Source organism: Actinomadura sp. J1-007 (assembly GCF_009793335.1).
GTDB classification, from domain to species: Bacteria; Actinomycetota; Actinomycetes; order Streptosporangiales; family Streptosporangiaceae; genus Spirillospora; species Spirillospora yumaensis.
The window spans coordinates 1332436-1348336 of record NZ_WING01000002.1 but is presented as its reverse complement, the minus strand read 5'-3'; the positions used below and the strand labels follow the sequence as shown (position 1 = coordinate 1348336).

Below are 15901 nucleotides of genomic sequence, written 5' to 3'. Positions count from 1 at the left end.
CAGACGTCACTCCCGCGCACGATCGGAGTCCCCGCATGCGCGTACTCGGAATAAACGCGATCTTCCACGATCCCGCCGCCGCGCTCGTGGTGGACGGCCGCGTCGTCGCGGCGGCCGAGGAGGAGCGGTTCAGCAGGCGCAAGCACGGCAAGCGCCCGGTGCCGTTCGCCGCCTGGGAGCCGCCGGCCCAGTCGGCGCGCTGGTGCCTGGACCACGCCGGGCTGGAGCCCGGCGACCTCGACGCCGTGGCCTACTCCTACGATCCGGCCCTGGCCGAGCGCGGGATGGACGGGCACGACGCGCACTGGGAGCAGCTGCGCACGCTGTACGCCCAGCGCGCGCCGCACTTCCTCGCGACGGCGCTGCCCGGCCTCGACCCGGGCATCGTCCGGTACGTCCCGCACCACGTCGCGCACGCCGCGTCCGCCGGGCTCGCCGCCCCGGACCCCGGCGAGGGCGACGTGCTCGTGCTGGACGGCCGCGGCGAGGCCCACTCCCACCTGGCCGGGACGTACTCCGGCGGCGCGCTGACCACGCTCGGCGCCCAGCGGCTCCCGCACTCGCTCGGGCTGATGTACGAGGAGCTGACCGAGCACCTCGGGTTCCTGCGGTCGAGCGACGAGTACAAGGTCATGGCGCTCGCCTCGTACGGCGAGCCGAGGTTCCTGCCGGACCTGCGCGAGGCGGTCGCCGCGACGGGCGACGGCGGCTTCGCGGTCGGCCGGCTCGACTGGGGCACGCTCGCCAAGGCCCGCGACCCCGGCGACGACTGGACGCAGGACCACGCCGACCTCGCCGCGAGCACGCAGGCGCGGCTGGAGGAGGTGCTGCTCGACCTGGCGGGCTGGCTGCACGGGCGCACGGGCTCGCGCCGGCTGATGCTGGCGGGCGGCGTCGCGCTCAACTGCGTCGCCAACTCCAGGCTCGCCGTGGACGGCCCGTACGACGAGGTCTGGGCGCAGCCCGCCTCCGGCGACGCGGGCACGGCGCTCGGCGCCGCGCTGCACCTCGCGCACGAGGCCGGCGACGCGATCGAGCCGATGCCCGGCGCGGCGCTCGGCCGCGGCTGGGACGAGGCCGCGCTCGCCGCCCGCCTCGACACCGCGCACGTGCCGTACGAGCGGCCCGACGACCTGGCGGACACCGTCGCCGAGGCCCTCGCCGGCAACCAGGTGGTCGCCTGGTTCCAGGGGCGCAGCGAGTTCGGGCCGAGGGCGCTCGGGCACCGGTCGCTGCTCGCCCACCCCGGCGACCCCGGCAACCTGGAGCGGCTCAACGCGGTGAAGGGCCGCGAGCAGTTCCGCCCGATCGCGCCGATGGTCGCGCTGGAACGGGCCGCGGAGATCTTCGAGGGGCCGCTGCCGAGCCCGTACATGCTGTTCACCCACCGGGTCAAGCCCGAGTGGCGCGACCGGATCCCCGCCGTCGTCCACGTGGACGGGACCGCGCGGGTCCAGACGGTCGCGGCCGACGACGAGCCGCTCGTCGCGGACCTGCTGGAGCGGTTCCGGCGGCGCACCGGCCTGCCGGTGGTCATCAACACCAGCCTGAACACCGCCGGGCGCCCGATGGTGGACGACCCGCGCGACGCGCTGGAGTGCTTCGGCTCCGCGCCGGTCGACCTGCTCGCGATCGGCCCGTACGTGGTGCGCCGCGCGGGGTGTTCGCGTGAGCCCGCGGGACGGCCGCGAGGGCCGCGGGGCGGAGTCTGCCGCCCCGGCCGCGACGGCTTCACGATCGTCGTGCCGACGATCGGCCGCCCGAGCCTGCGCGTCCTGCTGGACGCGCTCGCCGCCGGGACCGGCCCCGCGCCGGAGGAGGTCCTCGTCGTGGACGACCGGCCCGCGCCCGGCGCGCCGCTGCCGCTGCCGGAGTCGGCGGACGGAACGGTCCGCGTCCTGCGGTCGGACGGGCGCGGGCCCGCCGCCGCGCGCAACGCCGGATGGCGGGCGGCGTCCACCGCGTGGGTCGTGTTCCTGGACGACGACGTGGTCCCGGCCCCGGACTGGCGCGAGCGCCTCGCCGCCGACCTGGCCTCCGCGCCGCCCGACGCCGCGGGCTCGCAGGGCCGGCTGACCGTCCCGCTGCCGGACGGCCGCCGCCCGACCGACTGGGAGCGCGGCACGGCCGGGCTCGAACGCTCGTCCTGGATCACCGCCGACATGGCGTACCGCCGCGACGTGCTGTGCGCGACGGGCGGCTTCGACGAGCGGTTCCACCGCGCGTACCGGGAGGACGCCGAGCTGGCGCTGCGGATCATGGCCGAGGGGCACCGGATCCTCGACGGGACCCGCGCGGTGACGCACCCGGTGCGGCCCGCCGGGTTCTGGGCGTCGGTGAAGGCCCAGGCGGGCAACGCCGACGACGTGCTGATGTGGCGGCTGCACGGCCCCGGCTGGCGCGAGCGCGCGGGCGAGGGGCGCGGGCGGCTGCGCGGCCACCTGGTCACGACCGGGTCGGGCCTGGCGTTCCTCGCGGGCGCCGTCCCACTGGCCGCGGGCCGCGGGGCGGTGAAGGGCACGGCCGCGCGCGCCGCGGCCGTCGCCGCCGGAGCCGGGGGCGCCGCGTGGACGCTGCTGACCGCCGGGTTCGCGGCGGCGCGCATCCGGCCCGGCCCGCGCACGCCCGGCGAGGTGGCGCGGATGGCCGTCACCAGCGCCGCGATCCCGCCCGCCGCCGTCTGGCACCGGCTGCGCGGCCTCGCGCTGCACCGCGGCGTGCCGCCGTGGACGCCGCAGCGGGCCGTGCTGTTCGACCGCGACGACACGCTGATCCGCGACGTGCCGTACAACGGCGACCCGGAGCGGGTCGAGCCGATGCCGGGCGCGCGCCGCGCCCTGGACCGGCTGCGCGGGCGGGGCCTGCGCGTCGGGGTCGTCTCGAACCAGTCGGGCGTCGCCAAGGGCCGCATCACCGAGTCGGACGTGGAACGCGTCAACGCGCGCGTGGAGGAGCTGCTCGGGCCGTTCGACGTGTGGGAGATCTGCCCGCACGACAGCGGCGACGGCTGCGCCTGCCGCAAGCCGCGGCCCGGCCTGATCGAACGGGCCGCCGCGCGGCTCGGCGCCGAGCCCGCGGAGTGCGCGGTGATCGGCGACATCGGCGGCGACGTCGAGGCCGCGGCGGCGGCGGGCGCGCGGGGCATCCTCGTGCCGACCGCCCGGACCCGGCTGGAGGAGATCGGCCGCGCCCGGGAGGTCGCGCCCGACCTCGACACGGCCGTGGATCTGCTGCTCGGAGGGAGGAGGCCGTGGTGAGGGTGCTGGTCGTCCGGCTCGACAGCCTCGGCGACGTGCTGCTGTCCGGTCCCGCCGTCCGCGCGGTCGCGGAGGGCGCCGACGAGGTCGTGATGCTCTGCGGGCCGCGCGGGCGCGCGGCGGCGGAGCTGCTGCCCGGCGTGGACCGGATCATCGAGTGGTGCGCGCCGTGGATCGACCCCGAGCCCGAGCCCGTGGACCGCGCGGACGTGGACCTGCTGACGCACTCGCTGCGCGGGTTCGACCGGGCGCTGGTGTTCACCTCGTTCCACCAGTCGCCGCTGCCGACGGCGCTGCTGCTGCGCCTCGCCGGGACGCCGTGGATCGGCGGGATCAGCGAGGACTACCCCGGGTCGCTGCTGGACCTGCGGCACCGGCCCGACGCCGACGTCCCCGAGCCCGAGCGGATGCTCGCGCTCGCCGCCGACGCGGGCTTCCCGGCCCCGGCCGACACGCGCCTGCGCGTCCGCCGGCCGCTGCCGCAGCTCGGCCCGCTCACCGGCGGGCCCGGCCACGTCGTCGTCCATCCGGGCACGTCGGTGCCCGCGCGGGCGTGGCCGCCGGAACGGTTCGCCGAGGCCGTGCGGCTGCTCACCGAGGCCGGACAGCGCGTCGTCGTAACCGGCGGGCCCGACGAGACCGAGCTGACCGCGTACGTCGCGGCGGGCGCCGCGAAAGGCGCGGGAGGCTCGGCGCTCGACCTCGGCGGGCGCACCACCCTGCCGAGGCTCGCGGCCGTGCTCGCCGGCGCGCGCGCCGTCGTCGCCGGGAACACCGGGCCCGCCCACCTGGCGGCGGCGGTGGGCACCCCGGTGGTGTCGCTGTTCGCGCCGACCGTCCCGGCCGCCCGGTGGGCGCCCTACGGGGTGCCGACCGTCCTGCTCGGCGACCAGGAGGCGCCGTGCAAGGACTCGCGGGCGCGGGAGTGCCCGGTCCCGGGCCATCCGTGCCTTGCGTCGGTCGGCGCGTTGCGGGTCGTCGAGGCCGTGGAAGAGATCGCCGACGACGAGAAGATCGCCGAGCTGAAGCGCGCCGCCGACCGCAAGAAGGGCCTGGGCAAGGGCGAGGACCGCCGCGAGGACGCGGGCCGCGACAAGGGCAAGGGCCCGAAGCGCCGCGGCGGGACGCCCCGGGAGGTGGCGAACCTGTGAGGGTCCTGATGTGGCACGTGCACGGCTCCTGGGCGACGTCGTTCGTCCACGGCCCGCAGACCACGCTCGTCCCCGTCACCCCGGACCGCGGCCCGGACGGGCGGGGCCGCCCCGACACGTTCACCTGGCCGGACCGGGCCGTGGAGGTCGCGCCCGAACGGCTCCGCGACGAGCACGTCGACGTGGTCGTCCTCCAGCGCCCGCACGAGCTGGAGCTGGCCGAGAGCTGGCTCGGCCGCCGCCCCGGACGCGACGTCCCCGCCGTGTACGTCGAGCACGACACCCCCCGGCGGACGGCCGCCGACGTCGGCACGCCCGAGGAGGTCGTCCCCGACAGCCGGCACTTCCTGCACGACCGCTCCGACATCCCCGTCGTGCACGTCACGCACTTCAACGACCTGTTCTGGAACTGCGGACGAGCCCCCACCCTCGTGGTCGAGCACGGGATCGTCGACCCCGGCTACCGCTACCAGGGCGACATGCCGCGCGCGGGCGTCGTGATCAACGAGCCGCTGCGGCGCGGCCGGGTCACCGGCGCCGACCTGCTGCCGGGCCTCGCCGCCGCCGTCCCCCTCGACCTGTTCGGGATGGGCGTCGCGCGGGCCGCCGACGGCCTCGGCGTGCCGCACCAGTCGATGTGGGCCTACGACGACCTCCCGCAGGACGCCATGCACGCCGAGCTCGCCCGCCGCCGCGTCTACGTGCACCCCTACCGGTGGACCTCGCTCGGGCTCGCGCTGCTGGAGGCCATGATGCTCGGCCTCCCGGTCGTCGCGCTCGCCACCACCGAGGCGGTGGAGGCCGTGCCGCCCGAGGCCGGGGTGCTCTCGACCCGCGCCGGCACGCTCGCCGACGCGGCCCGGTCCCTGGTGGCCGACCCGCCGCGGGCCCGGCAGATGGGCAAGGAGGCGCGCGCGGCCGCCGCGGACCGCTACGCCCTTCCCCGGTTCCTGCGCGATTGGGACCGCGTTCTCACGGAGGTGACCCGATGAAGATCGCGATGATATCCGAGCACGCCAGCCCGCTCGCGGCGCGCGCGGGACTCGGCGGCGCCGACGGCGGCGGGCAGAACGTGTTCGTCGCCGACCTCGCGGCCGAGCTCGGCCGGCAGGGGCACGACGTCACCGTCCACACCCGCCGCGACGCGCCGGACCTGCCGGAACGGGCGGAGTTCGCGCCGGGCGCGGCCGTCGAGCATGTCCCGGCGGGGCCCGCGCGGGCGGTGCCGAAGGACGAGCTGCTGCCGTGGATCCCGGACTTCGGCGCGCACCTCGCGCGCCGCTGGGGGTCCGCGCCGCCGGACGTCGTCCACGCGCACTTCTGGATGAGCGGGCTCGCCGCGCTCCAGGCCGCGGAGATCGTCGCCAACGCGGGCGCCGGGCGGAACGGCCGCGGCCGGATCCCCGTGGTGCAGACCTACCACGCGCTCGGCACCGTGAAGCGGCGGTTCCAGGGCGACCAGGACACCAGCCCGCCGGGGCGGATCCGGCTGGAGCGGGCGATCGGCCGCGGCGCCGACGCGGTCATCGCGACGTGCACCGACGAGGTCGCCGAGCTGACCGCGATGGGCGTCCCGCCGGACCGCGTCGCGATCGTCCCCTGCGGGGTGGACGTCGAGCGGTTCCGCCCGGACGGCCCCGAGGGCCCGGACGGCGCGCGTCCCGCCGGGGGCCGGGACGGCGCGCCGCACCGGATCGTCGTTCTGTCGCGGATGGTCGAGCGCAAGGGCGTGGACACCGCGATCGAGGCGCTGGCCGGGGTGCCGGGCGCCGAGCTGGTGGCGGCGGGCGGGCCGCCCCGCGACGCGCTGGGCGCCGACCCGGAGATGGCGCGGCTGGCGGCCGTCGCCCGCGCCGCCGGGGTGGCGGACCGGGTCGCGTTCACCGGCCGCGTCGGCCGCGCGGACGCGCCGGGGCTGCTGCGCTCCGCCGACCTGGTCGTCACGCTGCCCTGGTACGAGCCGTTCGGCATGGTGCCGCTGGAGGCCATGGCCTGCGGCGCGCCCGTCGTCGCGACCGGCGTCGGCGGGCACCTCGACACCGTCGTGGACGGGATCACCGGCGCGCACGTCCGGCCCCGCGACCCGCGCGAGGCCGCCGACCGGATCAGGGCGCTGCTCGCCGACCCGGTGCTGCGCGCGGGGATGGGCTCGGCCGGAGCGGCCCGCGCCCGCTCCCGCTACTCGTGGGAGCGGGTCGCCCGCGACACGCTCGCCGTCTACGCGAGCGTCGCCGTCCCGCAGGGGGTGGCCGCGTGAGCGCGCGGAACGGCACGACCGAGCAAGGACGCGAGGACGGGGGGAGAGAGCATGACGGCCACCACGGCTAGAACCGGAACCGCGAGGCCCGGCACGGCCGGCGCCGCCGGCCGGACCGCGGCCGCGGCGGCGGCCGCGCGCGCCGACCGGCTGGAGGCGCTCGCCGACGCCGCGCTGCGCTTCCGCGCCTGGACGCCGACGATCGGCGGCTGGGGGCGGCGGCTCGCGGACGTCCTCGAATCGGGCGGCCGGCTGCTCGCCTGCGGCAACGGCGGCAGCGCCGCCGAGGCGCAGCACCTGACGGCCGAGCTGGTCGGCCGGTTCGAGGACGAGCGCCGCCCGTTCTCGGCGCTGCCGCTGCACGGCGACACCTCGGCGGTCACCGCGATCGGCAACGACTACGGCGCGGCGGACGTGTTCGCACGGCAGGTGCGGGCGCACGGCCGCCCCGGCGACGTGCTGGTGTGCCTGTCGACCAGCGGGCGCAGCGCGAACGTGATCGCGGCGGCCCGGCTGGCGCGGCGGGTCGGCGTCACCGCCTGGGCGATCACCGGGCCGGGCCCGAACCCGCTCAGCGAGGCGTGCGACGACGCGATCACCGTGGACGCCGAGGCGACCTCCACCGTCCAGGAGATCCACCTCGCCGCGGTGCACCTGCTGTGCGGGGCGATCGACGACAGCCTCGCCCCGGCGCCGGGGGTGGCCCGATGACGGCGCCGCTGGTGGTGGTCGGCGACTCGCTGCTGGACATCGACGTCGTCGGCAGCAGCAGCCGGCTCTGCCCGGACGCGCCCGTCCCGGTGGTCGAGCAGGCCGAGGAGCGGGCCCGTCCCGGCGGGGCGGCGCTCGCGGCGCTGCTCGCCGCCGCGGGGGGCCGCGAGGTCGTCCTGGTGACGGCGCTCGCCGACGACGAGCCCGCGCGCCGGCTGCGGGCCATGCTGGAGCCGCACCTGGAGGTCGCCGCGTTCCACCTGCACGGCGGGACGCCCTGCAAGCTGCGCGTGCAGGCGGAGGGGCAGCCGGTCGTCCGCATCGACATCGGGGAGGGCCGCGCCCTGGACGGCCCGCTCGGGCCGCGCGTCACCGAGGCGGTGGCGGCGGCGGCCGCGGTGCTGGTCTCCGACTACGGCCGCGGCGTGACCCGGCACGCGGCCGTCCGGCCGCTGCTCCAGGAGGCCGCGGGCGCCGCGCCGGTCGTGTGGGACCCGCACCCGCGCGGGGAGCTGCCCGTCCCGGGCACGCACCTGCTCACCCCGAACGAGAACGAGCTGACCCGCCTCGCCGACGAGAACGGCTCGGAGATCGCCGGCTGCGGGCTGTCGGCGGCGGGCCACCGGGGCGGTTCCTCGCCGAGGCGTGGGGCCTGGAGGCGGTCGCGGTGACGCTCGGGGAGCGCGGCGCGCTGCTGTGCCACGGGCCCGCCACGCCGTTCCTCGCGCCCGCCGAGCCCGCCTCGCCCGGCGACACCTGCGGCGCGGGCGACAGCTTCGCCGCCCGCGCCACCCAGGTCCTCGCCGAGGGCGGACCGCTGACGTCCGCGGTGGACGAGGGCGTGCGGGAGGCGTCGGACTTCGTCGGCGCGGGCGCCGCGACGGGGGTCGCCGCCCGGTTCGCCGAGTCCAAGCCGCCGAACCCCGGCCCGGCGCGCGGCGAGGACGCGTGGGCCGCCGTCGACCGGACCCGGCGCTCCGGCGGGACGGTCGTCGCGACCGGCGGCTGCTTCGACCTGCTGCACGCGGGCCACGTGAACCTGTTCCACCAGGCGCGGCGGCTGGGCGACTGCCTGGTCGTCTGCGTGAACTCCGACGCCTCGGTACGCCGCCGCAAGGGCCCCGAGCGGCCGGTCACCCCGGCCGCGGACCGGGTCCGGGTGCTGCGCGCCCTCGCCGACGTCGACGCCGCCGTCGTCTTCGACGACGACACCCCGGGCCCGCTGCTGGAACGGCTGCGGCCCGACGTGTGGGTGAAGGGCGCCGACTACGCCGGCACGCCCCTGCCCGAGGCCGAGGTCGTCCGCTCGTACGGCGGGGAGGTCGTGCTGCTGCCGTTCCTCGAAGGCCGCTCGACCACCCGCCTGCTGTCCACCACGAAGGGAATCGGATCATGAACGTGCTCGTCACCGGCGGAGCGTCCGGGCTGGGCGCGGCCATCGCGCGGCGGATCGCGGACGACGGCGGCTCCCCCTCGTCCTCGACCTGCATCCGCCCAAGGAGGACGTGCCGAGCGTCCAGGCCGACCTCGCCGACCGGCAGTGCACCGAACGCGCCGTGCACACCCTCGCGCGCGGCGCGGGCGGCCTCGACGCCGTCGTGACCGCCGCGGGGATCGACTCGTGCGGGCGGCTCGGCGACGTCCCCGCCGAGGACTGGGACCGGGTCGTGCAGGTCAACCTGCTCGGCACCGCCGCGGTCGTGCGCGCCGCGCTGCCGTTCCTGGAGCACGCGCCGAACGGCCGGATCGTCACGTGCGCGTCCACGCTCGGGCTCCGGGCGCTCAGCGACGCCACCGCGTACTGCGCGTCCAAGTTCGGGGTGGTCGGGTTCAGCCGCGCGCTCGCGATCGAGCTGGCCGGGCGGATCGGCGTGACGATGCTCGTGCCCGGCGGCATGGACACCGCGTTCTTCGACGGGCGCGACGAGCAGTACAAGCCCGGCTCGGACGCGCAGCTCAACAAGCCCGAGGACGTCGCGGCGGCCGTCGCGTTCGCGCTCGCGCAGCCTCCGGGCTGCGAGGTGCGCGAGATGGTCGTCTGCCCGTCCCGCGAGCCGTCGTGGCCGTGACCGGACCGGATCCGGAGCCGCGCGGGGGCCGCGAGCCGGAGCCGCGCGGGGACCCGGGCGCGGGCCGGACGCGCCGCGGGCGCTGGTGCTGCGGGCGCTCGGCCTCGGCGACCTGCTCACCGCCGTCCCGGCGCTGCGGGCGCTGCGGCGGGGCCTGCCCGGCCGGCGGATCACGCTGGCCGCGCCGCGCGCCCTCGCGCCGCTCGCGCTGCTGACCGGCGCGGTGGACGACGTGCTGCCCGCGTCCGGCCTGGACCCCCTGCCGCCGTGCGGCCCCCTCGAACTGGCCGTCAACCTGCACGGGCGCGGGCCGCGCAGCCACCGCGTGCTGCGCGCGCTCGGGCCCGGCCGCCTCCTCGCCTTCGCGCACCCGTCCGTCCTCGGCTCCGAAGGCCCGCCGTGGGAGCCGGACGAGCACGAGGTGCAACGCTGGTGCCGGCTCGTCGCCGCGTACGGGTTCGACGCCGACCCCCGCGAACTGGACCTGCCCGCGCCGCCGGTCCCGTCGCCCGCGCCCGGCGCGGTGGTCGTCCATCCGGGCGCCGGCTCGCCCGCCCGCCGCTGGCCCGCCGAACGGTACGCGGCGGTCGCCGCGGGCCTCCGCGAGCGCGGCGAGCACGTCGTGGTGACCGGCGGGCCGGACGAGACCGAGGTGGCGGGGGCCGTCACCGCCGCGGCGGGGCTCGACCCGTCCGACGACCTGTCGGGCCGTACCGGGCCGCTCGAACTCGCCGCGCTCGTCGCCGGCGCCCGCCTGGTGGTCTGCGGAGACACCGGCACGGGGCATCTCGCGACCGCGTACGGCACCCCCTCGGTGCTGCTGTTCGGCCCGGTCGCGCCGGGGCTGTGGGGCCCGCCGCCCGAGCGCCGCGAGCACCGGGTGCTGTGGGCGGGGCGGCACGGCGACCCGCACGGGGCCGCCCCCGACCCCGGGCTGCTGGAGATCTGCGTCGCCCGGGTCGCCGACACGGCGGCGCGGGCGCTGACGGGGGCGGGACGCGGTCCCGCGCCGGAGGACCCACCAGGACCGCAAGGAGGACGACATGAGACATCGGCGCGCCGTGGTGACCGGAGGCGCGGGCTTCCTCGGCTCCCACCTGTGCGAGGCCCTGCTGGAGCGGGGCATCTCGGTCATCTGCCTGGACAACCTGCTGACCGGGACGGCGCGCAACGTCGCGCACCTGACCCGGCGCAGGGACTTCAGGTTCCTGAGGCATGACCTGACCGAGCCGGTGCGGCTGCCGGTCCCGGTCGGCTACGTGTTCCACCTGGCGTCGGCCGCGTCCCCGGCCGACTACCTGCGCTACCCGATCCAGACGCTGGAGGTCGGCAGCCAGGGCACCCGGCACGCGCTGGACCTGGCCGAACGGCACGGCGCCCGGTTCCTGCTGGCCTCCACCTCGGAGGTGTACGGCGACCCGCTCGTCCACCCGCAGCCCGAGTCGTACTGGGGGAACGTCAACCCGGTCGGCCCGCGCAGCGTGTACGACGAGGCCAAGCGGTTCGGGGAGGCGCTGACGTCGGCGTTCCGGCACTCGCGCGGCCTGGACGCCGCCATCGTGCGGATCTTCAACACCTACGGGCCGCGGATGCGCCCCGACGACGGCCGCGCGATCCCGACGTTCCTGCGCCAGGCGCTGCGGGGCGAGCCGCTGACCGTCACCGGCGACGGCGAGCAGACCCGCTCGATCTGCTACGTGGACGACACCGTGCGCGGCATCCTGGACCTCGCGCTGTCGGACCATCCGGGGCCGATGAACATCGGCGGGCCGGACGAGATGACGATGGCCGACCTGGCGCGGCTGGTGATCCGGCTGACCGGGGCGCGGTCGGACCTGCGGTTCATCGACCGCCCGGCCGACGACCCGGCGGTGCGCCGCCCGGACACGTCCCTCGCCGGGGACGTGCTCGGCTGGAAGCCCGAGGTGCCCGCCGAGCAGGGCCTGCGCGCCACCGCGGAATGGTTCGAGCGCGAGCTCGGCCTGGCGCGGACCGCCTGACCCGCCGGGCACGCCGATGGGGGCCCCGGGCGAGGGGCCCCCATCGGCGGGTCCGGCGGCGGGCGCCGGGTACGGGCCGCCCGCCGTCAGGCGGTCAGTCGACGCCTCCCCTGCTGCCCGCCGTGGCGAGCTCGCGGATGTCCTCCGGCAGCGCCTCGCCGACCTTCTTGCCGATGCCGCCGCCGGTGGCCTCGTCGGTCACCTCCAGCACCACGCGCGCGATGAACGCCGCCTCGGCGTCGTCCACGCCCGCGCGGGCGCCGACGCGCTCGACGAAGTCGTGCCTGCCGAACCGCTCTCCGCTGCCCAGGCCCCCGTACACCTCGGTGCGGCGCAGATGCTCCCCGATCTCGTGCGGAAGTTGCGCCGCGAGGTTGTCGGCGAGGCCCTCGGGCACCCGTTCGCCGAGCGTCTCCAGCGTCGCGCGGGAGGCGCGCTCCGCGTCCCCCAGCCCCGAGAGGCGGGCGCGGTTCTGCACCTGGCCGATGAACTCCTCGTACCTCATGACGGCCGCTCCCTTCTCGCTCTGGTCCGTCCGAGTGGGGGACCCTGCCCGATCACCGGGGCCGCTAACGTGCCGCGAGCGATCCGTTACCGACGATCTCCCTCAGCCCCCTGACCAGCTCGGGCAGCGGGAACGCCCGCGCCGCCCACGCCGCGCCCTCCGGCGACAGGCACCACTCCCAGTGCCTGATCAGCTCGGCCGGGTCCAGGTAGGGCGGGGCGTCCGCGGCGCCGGTGGTGATGATCGCGGGCCAGTCCCAGGCGCGCGCCTGCGCGGTGACCTTCGCGCCGCCGCCGACCGGGTCGACGGCGAGCGCGGGCACCCCGTTGCGCAGCGCGAGGACCAGGCCGTGCAGGCGGGTCGTGACCACCAGGTCCAGCCGCCTGATCACCGCCTCCAGCTCCTCGGGGCCGGCGGGGTGCCGCCAGTCGCGCGGGTCGAGCCGGGTGTCGAGCGGCACCCGCGCGCAGCCGCGGGTGCGCAGCCAGGACGTGAGCTGGTCCTCGATCCGGGCGTGCCGGCCCCGCGCCCCGTACTCGCCCTGCCCCGGCGCGAGGACGACGCCGACGACGTCGGGCTCCGGGCCGGTCTGGGCGGGCGCCGCGGACAGGTCGCGGCGCGGCGGCGCGCCCGGCGCGTCGCGCGGCAGGACGGCGTGGAAGCCCGTCACCGCCGGATCGTCCGGGTCGATCACCGACACGCCCACCGCGACCCGCTGGCAGCGGGCGAACCGCCGGTGCAGCGAGACGACCTGGTCGCCGTGCAGCGGCCCGCACGCGAACACCAGATGGGTGTAGCGCTCGGGATCGGCCCGGTCCAGGCTGAGCCCGTCCGGGCGGAACACCGGGCTCCACGCCGTCTCGCAGGCGATCCCCTCCCCCGCGAGCGCCTCGCGGACCGCCTCCATCGCCAGCACGTCCCCGCGGTGGCCTCGCCGTGGACGAAACTCGGCCAGCCCGTCACCAGAACACGCATCGTGCGTACCCCCTCACGCGTTCGTCCCGCCGAACCTGCCCACGTGACGGCCGTCCATGCCGCGAATCCGGGACCGGCGGACCGGGGGTCCGACCGAACGGACCGTCCACCCGGCCGAGTCGCCGCAGGTCGGGCACGCCCTCACCGAGCCGGGCCGCCCCGGACAGCGCCTTGAGGAGGACCGTCCCGCCGCCCCGACGGGTGAACGGGCCGGCCAGGCGAGGCCCGGCGGGGCCTGGCGGGCGGGGGCCGAGCGGTGGGCCGGCGCGGGGTTCGCGCCGGCCCACCGCGACGCCCGGCCCGTTCCTTCGCGGCGGCGCTCGCGGACGCGCCCCGGCTAGCGGGCCCTCACGTACGCCGGAGGGCGCCGGGGGTGCCGTGCCGGGGCGGGGGTCACTTCGCGGCGGGGCGGGGCAGGCGGCAGTGCCGGTCGAGCCGCACGTCGTTGCCGCGGGTCAGGCAGCGGGCGAGCAGGTACGTCTGCTGGCCGTAGTGGATGCCGTGCCGGACGGTGATGTTGCCCTTCCGGTCGACCTCGCACGGGTTGTTGAGCGTGCAGCGCTCGCCGTCGTCGTTGCCGGTGTTGTTGATCCCGACCATGTGCCGGGACCGCACGTCGATGATCGGGGACCCGGACGTGCCGTGGATCGTCTGGCACTCGGGCGCGTACCGGATGGAGTCCTTCCAGGTCCACTCGCCCTCGCGCAGGCGGTAGATCTCGCCGTCGGTCTTGCAGCCGTAGATCGTCTTCCAGTAGCCGGACACGATCCGGATCTCGGTCCCGACCCGCGGCTTGGCCGCCGACAGCCGCAGCGCCGGGATGCCGTACGCCTTGCGGATCTGCCGGTAGGTGCTGTCGAGCTTGTAGACCGTGACGTCGGTGTCGGTCATCGTGGCGTACTCGACGTTGGTGGCCCGCAGCGTGCCGAGCTCCTTCTTGCCCGTCGGGTCGAGCAGCTTGAACGTGCGGGTGGACGGCTGGTCGACGATGACCTGCCCGGCCTTCGGCATGCCGGACTCCAGGCAGTGGCCGTTCGTCATGACGAGGGCGCGGTCGGTGTCGCGGGAGCGCGGGCCGCGCACGAGGGAGCCCGAGCAGTTGCTGAGCGCGACGATGCCGGTGAAGTCCACCTCTTTCGCCTGCTTGGCGGGCGCCGGGGCGGCGGGCGGGGCGGGTGCGGCGGGCGCGGCGGGCGCGGCCTGGGCGGTTCCGGCGGCGGCGAGCGCCGTGCCGCCGGTCACGGCGGCGAGGGCGAGTCCGGCGAGTCGTCGTGTCATGGAGGGTTCCTCTCGCGAGCGGGCCGCCGCGGGGGGTTTGCGGCGGCCTGGACGACGCTGTCCCGGCGGACTCTAGATCATCTCCGGCCATGGCGGAAGATACGGACCACGCCCCCGGAAACCGGCACGGACCGGGCCGTCCCGGCGTCCGGGGCGCGGGCCCTGTGAACGGTCAGTCGACGTCGACCCACCCGAGGGTGCGTTCGACGGCCTTCTTCCAGGCCGCGTAGCCCGTCTCGCGCTGGTCCTGCGACCACTCCGGCGACCAGCGCTTGTCCTCGTTCCAGTTCTGGCGTAGTTCGTCGGTGTCGTTCCAGAAGCCGACGGCGAGGCCGGCGGCGTAGGCGGCGCCGAGGGCGGTGGTCTCGGCGACGACGGGGCGGGAGACGGGGACGCCGAGGATGTCGGCTTGCATCTGCATGCACAGTTCGTTGGCGGTGACGCCGCCGTCGACCTTGAGCACGTCCAGCGAGACGCCCGAGTCCTCGCGCATGGCCTCCACCACATCGCGGCTCTGGTAGCAGATGGATTCCAGCGTCGCCCGCGCCAGATGCGCGTTGGTGTTGTAGCGCGAGAGACCGACGATGGCGCCGCGGGCGTCGGAGCGCCAGTACGGTGCGAACAGCCCGGAGAACGCGGGGACGAAGTAGACGCCGCCGTTGTCTTCTACTTGTGCGGCGAGGGATTCGCTTTGGGCGGCGCCGGAGATGATGCCGAGCTGGTCGCGCAGCCATTGCACGGCCGATCCGGTGACGGCGATCGAGCCTTCCAGGGCGTACACCGGAGCCTGGTCGCCGAAGCGGTAGCAGACGGTGGTCAGCATCCCCGCCTTGGAGCGGACGAGTTCTTCGCCGGTGTTGAGGAGCAGGAAGTTGCCGGTGCCGTAGGTGTTCTTGGCCTCGCCGGGCGCGAAGCACACCTGGCCCACCGTGGCGGCCTGCTGGTCGCCCAGGTCGCCGCTCAACGGCACCTCTCCCCGAGCGGCCCGTCCGCCCGCGTGACGCCGTACGGGTCCGGGGACGACGAGGGGCGGATCGTCGGGAGCATGGCGCGGGGGATGCCGAAGAACGACAGGAGCTGGTCGTCCCAGTCGAGGGTCTCCAGGTCCATCAGCATGGTGCGGGAGGCGTTGGTGGGGTCGGTGACGTGCACGCCCCCGTCGGGGCCGCCGGTGAGGTTCCACAGCACCCACGTGTCGATGTTGCCGAAGACGGCCTCGCCCGCCTCCGCGGCCTCGCGGACGCCGTCGACGTTCTCCAGGATCCACTGCACCTTCCCGCCGGAGAAGTACGTCGCGGGCGGGAGACCGGCCCGGTGCCGGATGGTGTCGCCGCGGCCGTCGCGGTCCAGGGCGGAGGCGATGCGGTCGGTGCGGGTGTCCTGCCACACGATCGCGTTGTAGTACGGGCGGCCGGTGCGGCGGTTCCACACCACGGTGGTCTCGCGCTGGTTGGTGATGCCCAGCGCGGCCAGGTCGGTGTGGGTGAGATTCGCTTTGGTGAGGGTGGACTGGATGACCGCGCGGGTGCGTTCCCAGATCTCGGTGGGATTGTGCTCGACCCATCCGGCCTGGGGCAGGATCTGCTGGTGTTCGAGCTGGTGGCGGGCGATCTCGTTCCCGCCGTGGTCGAACACCATGAAACGGGTGCTGGTCGTGCCCTGGTCGAGCGCTCCGACGAAGTCGGCCATGCCGCTCAC

Annotated in this window: 14 protein-coding genes and 2 pseudogenes; 12 read left to right on the top strand and 4 right to left on the bottom strand. The window is 76.6% G+C overall.

Translation table 11 applies throughout. From position 1 onward, the window contains the following. Positions 1-35: 35 nt before the first annotated feature. The 11 genes and pseudogenes from GEV43_RS55565 to GEV43_RS40105 form a co-directional block, all read left to right on the top strand. Positions 36-1655: pseudogene (locus GEV43_RS55565) on the top strand (carbamoyltransferase); the annotation flags it as partial. Then, positions 1644-3257, top strand: coding sequence for an HAD-IIIA family hydrolase (locus GEV43_RS55560; protein WP_309240250.1), 1614 nt, complete (start codon positions 1644-1646; stop codon positions 3255-3257). The pseudogene GEV43_RS55565 and the gene GEV43_RS55560, both read left to right, overlap by 12 nt. Next, complete coding sequence (locus tag GEV43_RS40140) at positions 3254-4408, top strand: glycosyltransferase family 9 protein (RefSeq protein WP_375539132.1); 1155 nt, start codon at positions 3254-3256, stop codon at positions 4406-4408. Before GEV43_RS55560 ends, GEV43_RS40140 begins: the two co-directional genes overlap by 4 nt. Then, entirely contained in the window at positions 4405-5400 is a 996-nt protein-coding gene (locus GEV43_RS40135; RefSeq protein ID WP_309240199.1) for a glycosyltransferase, read from the top strand. The genes GEV43_RS40140 and GEV43_RS40135 overlap by 4 nt, the downstream gene beginning before the upstream one ends. After that, a complete protein-coding gene (locus GEV43_RS40130; RefSeq protein ID WP_160825831.1) occupies positions 5397-6665 on the top strand; it encodes a glycosyltransferase in 1269 nt (422 codons plus the stop codon). Before GEV43_RS40135 ends, GEV43_RS40130 begins: the two co-directional genes overlap by 4 nt. Positions 6666-6716: 51 nt before the next feature. Next, positions 6717-7376, top strand: a complete 660-nt coding sequence (locus GEV43_RS40125) for an SIS domain-containing protein (RefSeq protein ID WP_160825830.1) — start codon at positions 6717-6719, stop codon at positions 7374-7376. Then, positions 7373-8047 (top strand): PfkB family carbohydrate kinase, encoded by a 675-nt coding sequence (locus tag GEV43_RS55555; protein WP_254715901.1) that lies wholly within the window; start codon positions 7373-7375, stop codon positions 8045-8047. The genes GEV43_RS40125 and GEV43_RS55555 overlap by 4 nt, the downstream gene beginning before the upstream one ends. Further along, positions 8044-8772, top strand: a complete 729-nt coding sequence (gene rfaE2 / locus GEV43_RS55550) for a D-glycero-beta-D-manno-heptose 1-phosphate adenylyltransferase (RefSeq protein ID WP_309240198.1) — start codon at positions 8044-8046, stop codon at positions 8770-8772. The genes GEV43_RS55555 and rfaE2 overlap by 4 nt, the downstream gene beginning before the upstream one ends. 109 nt (positions 8773-8881) lie before the next feature. Continuing rightward, a complete protein-coding gene (locus GEV43_RS40115) occupies positions 8882-9445 on the top strand; it encodes an SDR family oxidoreductase (RefSeq protein WP_309240197.1) in 564 nt (187 codons plus the stop codon). A gap of 85 nt (positions 9446-9530) precedes the next feature. Further along, the gene (locus tag GEV43_RS40110; protein ID WP_309240196.1) at positions 9531-10664 is read left to right on the top strand and encodes a glycosyltransferase family 9 protein; all 1134 of its coding nucleotides are present in this window, start codon (positions 9531-9533) and stop codon (positions 10662-10664) included. Next, a complete protein-coding gene (locus GEV43_RS40105; protein WP_241684414.1) occupies positions 10555-11445 on the top strand; it encodes an NAD-dependent epimerase/dehydratase family protein in 891 nt (296 codons plus the stop codon). Before GEV43_RS40110 ends, GEV43_RS40105 begins: the two co-directional genes overlap by 110 nt. A 94-nt stretch (positions 11446-11539) precedes the next feature. Here GEV43_RS40105 and GEV43_RS40100 read toward each other — a convergent pair whose 3' ends face one another. Both GEV43_RS40100 and GEV43_RS40095 read right to left on the bottom strand, forming a co-directional pair. After that, a complete protein-coding gene (locus GEV43_RS40100; protein ID WP_160825828.1) occupies positions 11540-11950 on the bottom strand; it encodes a DUF2267 domain-containing protein in 411 nt (136 codons plus the stop codon). A gap of 64 nt (positions 11951-12014) precedes the next feature. Next, the gene (locus GEV43_RS40095) at positions 12015-12857 is read right to left on the bottom strand and encodes a polysaccharide pyruvyl transferase family protein (RefSeq protein ID WP_309240249.1); all 843 of its coding nucleotides are present in this window, start codon (positions 12855-12857) and stop codon (positions 12015-12017) included. A 124-nt stretch (positions 12858-12981) separates the two neighbouring features. On the opposite strand from GEV43_RS40095, the gene GEV43_RS40090 reads away from it, so the two are divergent. After that, positions 12982-13266 (top strand): hypothetical protein, encoded by a 285-nt coding sequence (locus tag GEV43_RS40090; protein WP_160825827.1) that lies wholly within the window; start codon positions 12982-12984, stop codon positions 13264-13266. 52 nt (positions 13267-13318) lie between these two features. On the opposite strand, the gene GEV43_RS40085 is transcribed toward GEV43_RS40090, so the two are convergent. Next, on the bottom strand, positions 13319-14203 hold the full coding sequence (locus GEV43_RS40085; protein WP_160825826.1) for a serine protease: 885 nt from the start codon (positions 14201-14203) through the stop codon (positions 13319-13321). Positions 14204-14375: 172 nt separating this feature from the next. Beyond that, positions 14376-15892: pseudogene (gene glpK, locus GEV43_RS40080) on the bottom strand (glycerol kinase GlpK). Between the last annotated feature and the right edge of the window lie 9 nt (positions 15893-15901).

Coding starts and splice junctions, on each gene's coding strand:
- GEV43_RS40090 (WP_160825827.1), top strand. CDS start 12,982: ATGCCGCGAATCCGGGACCGGCGGACCGGGGGTCCGACCGAACGGACC.
- GEV43_RS40125 (WP_160825830.1), top strand. CDS start 6,717: ATGACGGCCACCACGGCTAGAACCGGAACCGCGAGGCCCGGCACGGCC.
- GEV43_RS55555 (WP_254715901.1), top strand. CDS start 7,373: ATGACGGCGCCGCTGGTGGTGGTCGGCGACTCGCTGCTGGACATCGAC.
- GEV43_RS40130 (WP_160825831.1), top strand. CDS start 5,397: ATGAAGATCGCGATGATATCCGAGCACGCCAGCCCGCTCGCGGCGCGC.
- GEV43_RS40085 (WP_160825826.1), bottom strand. CDS start 14,203: ATGACACGACGACTCGCCGGACTCGCCCTCGCCGCCGTGACCGGCGGC.
- GEV43_RS40095 (WP_309240249.1), bottom strand. CDS start 12,857: ATGGAGGCGGTCCGCGAGGCGCTCGCGGGGGAGGGGATCGCCTGCGAG.
- GEV43_RS40100 (WP_160825828.1), bottom strand. CDS start 11,950: ATGAGGTACGAGGAGTTCATCGGCCAGGTGCAGAACCGCGCCCGCCTC.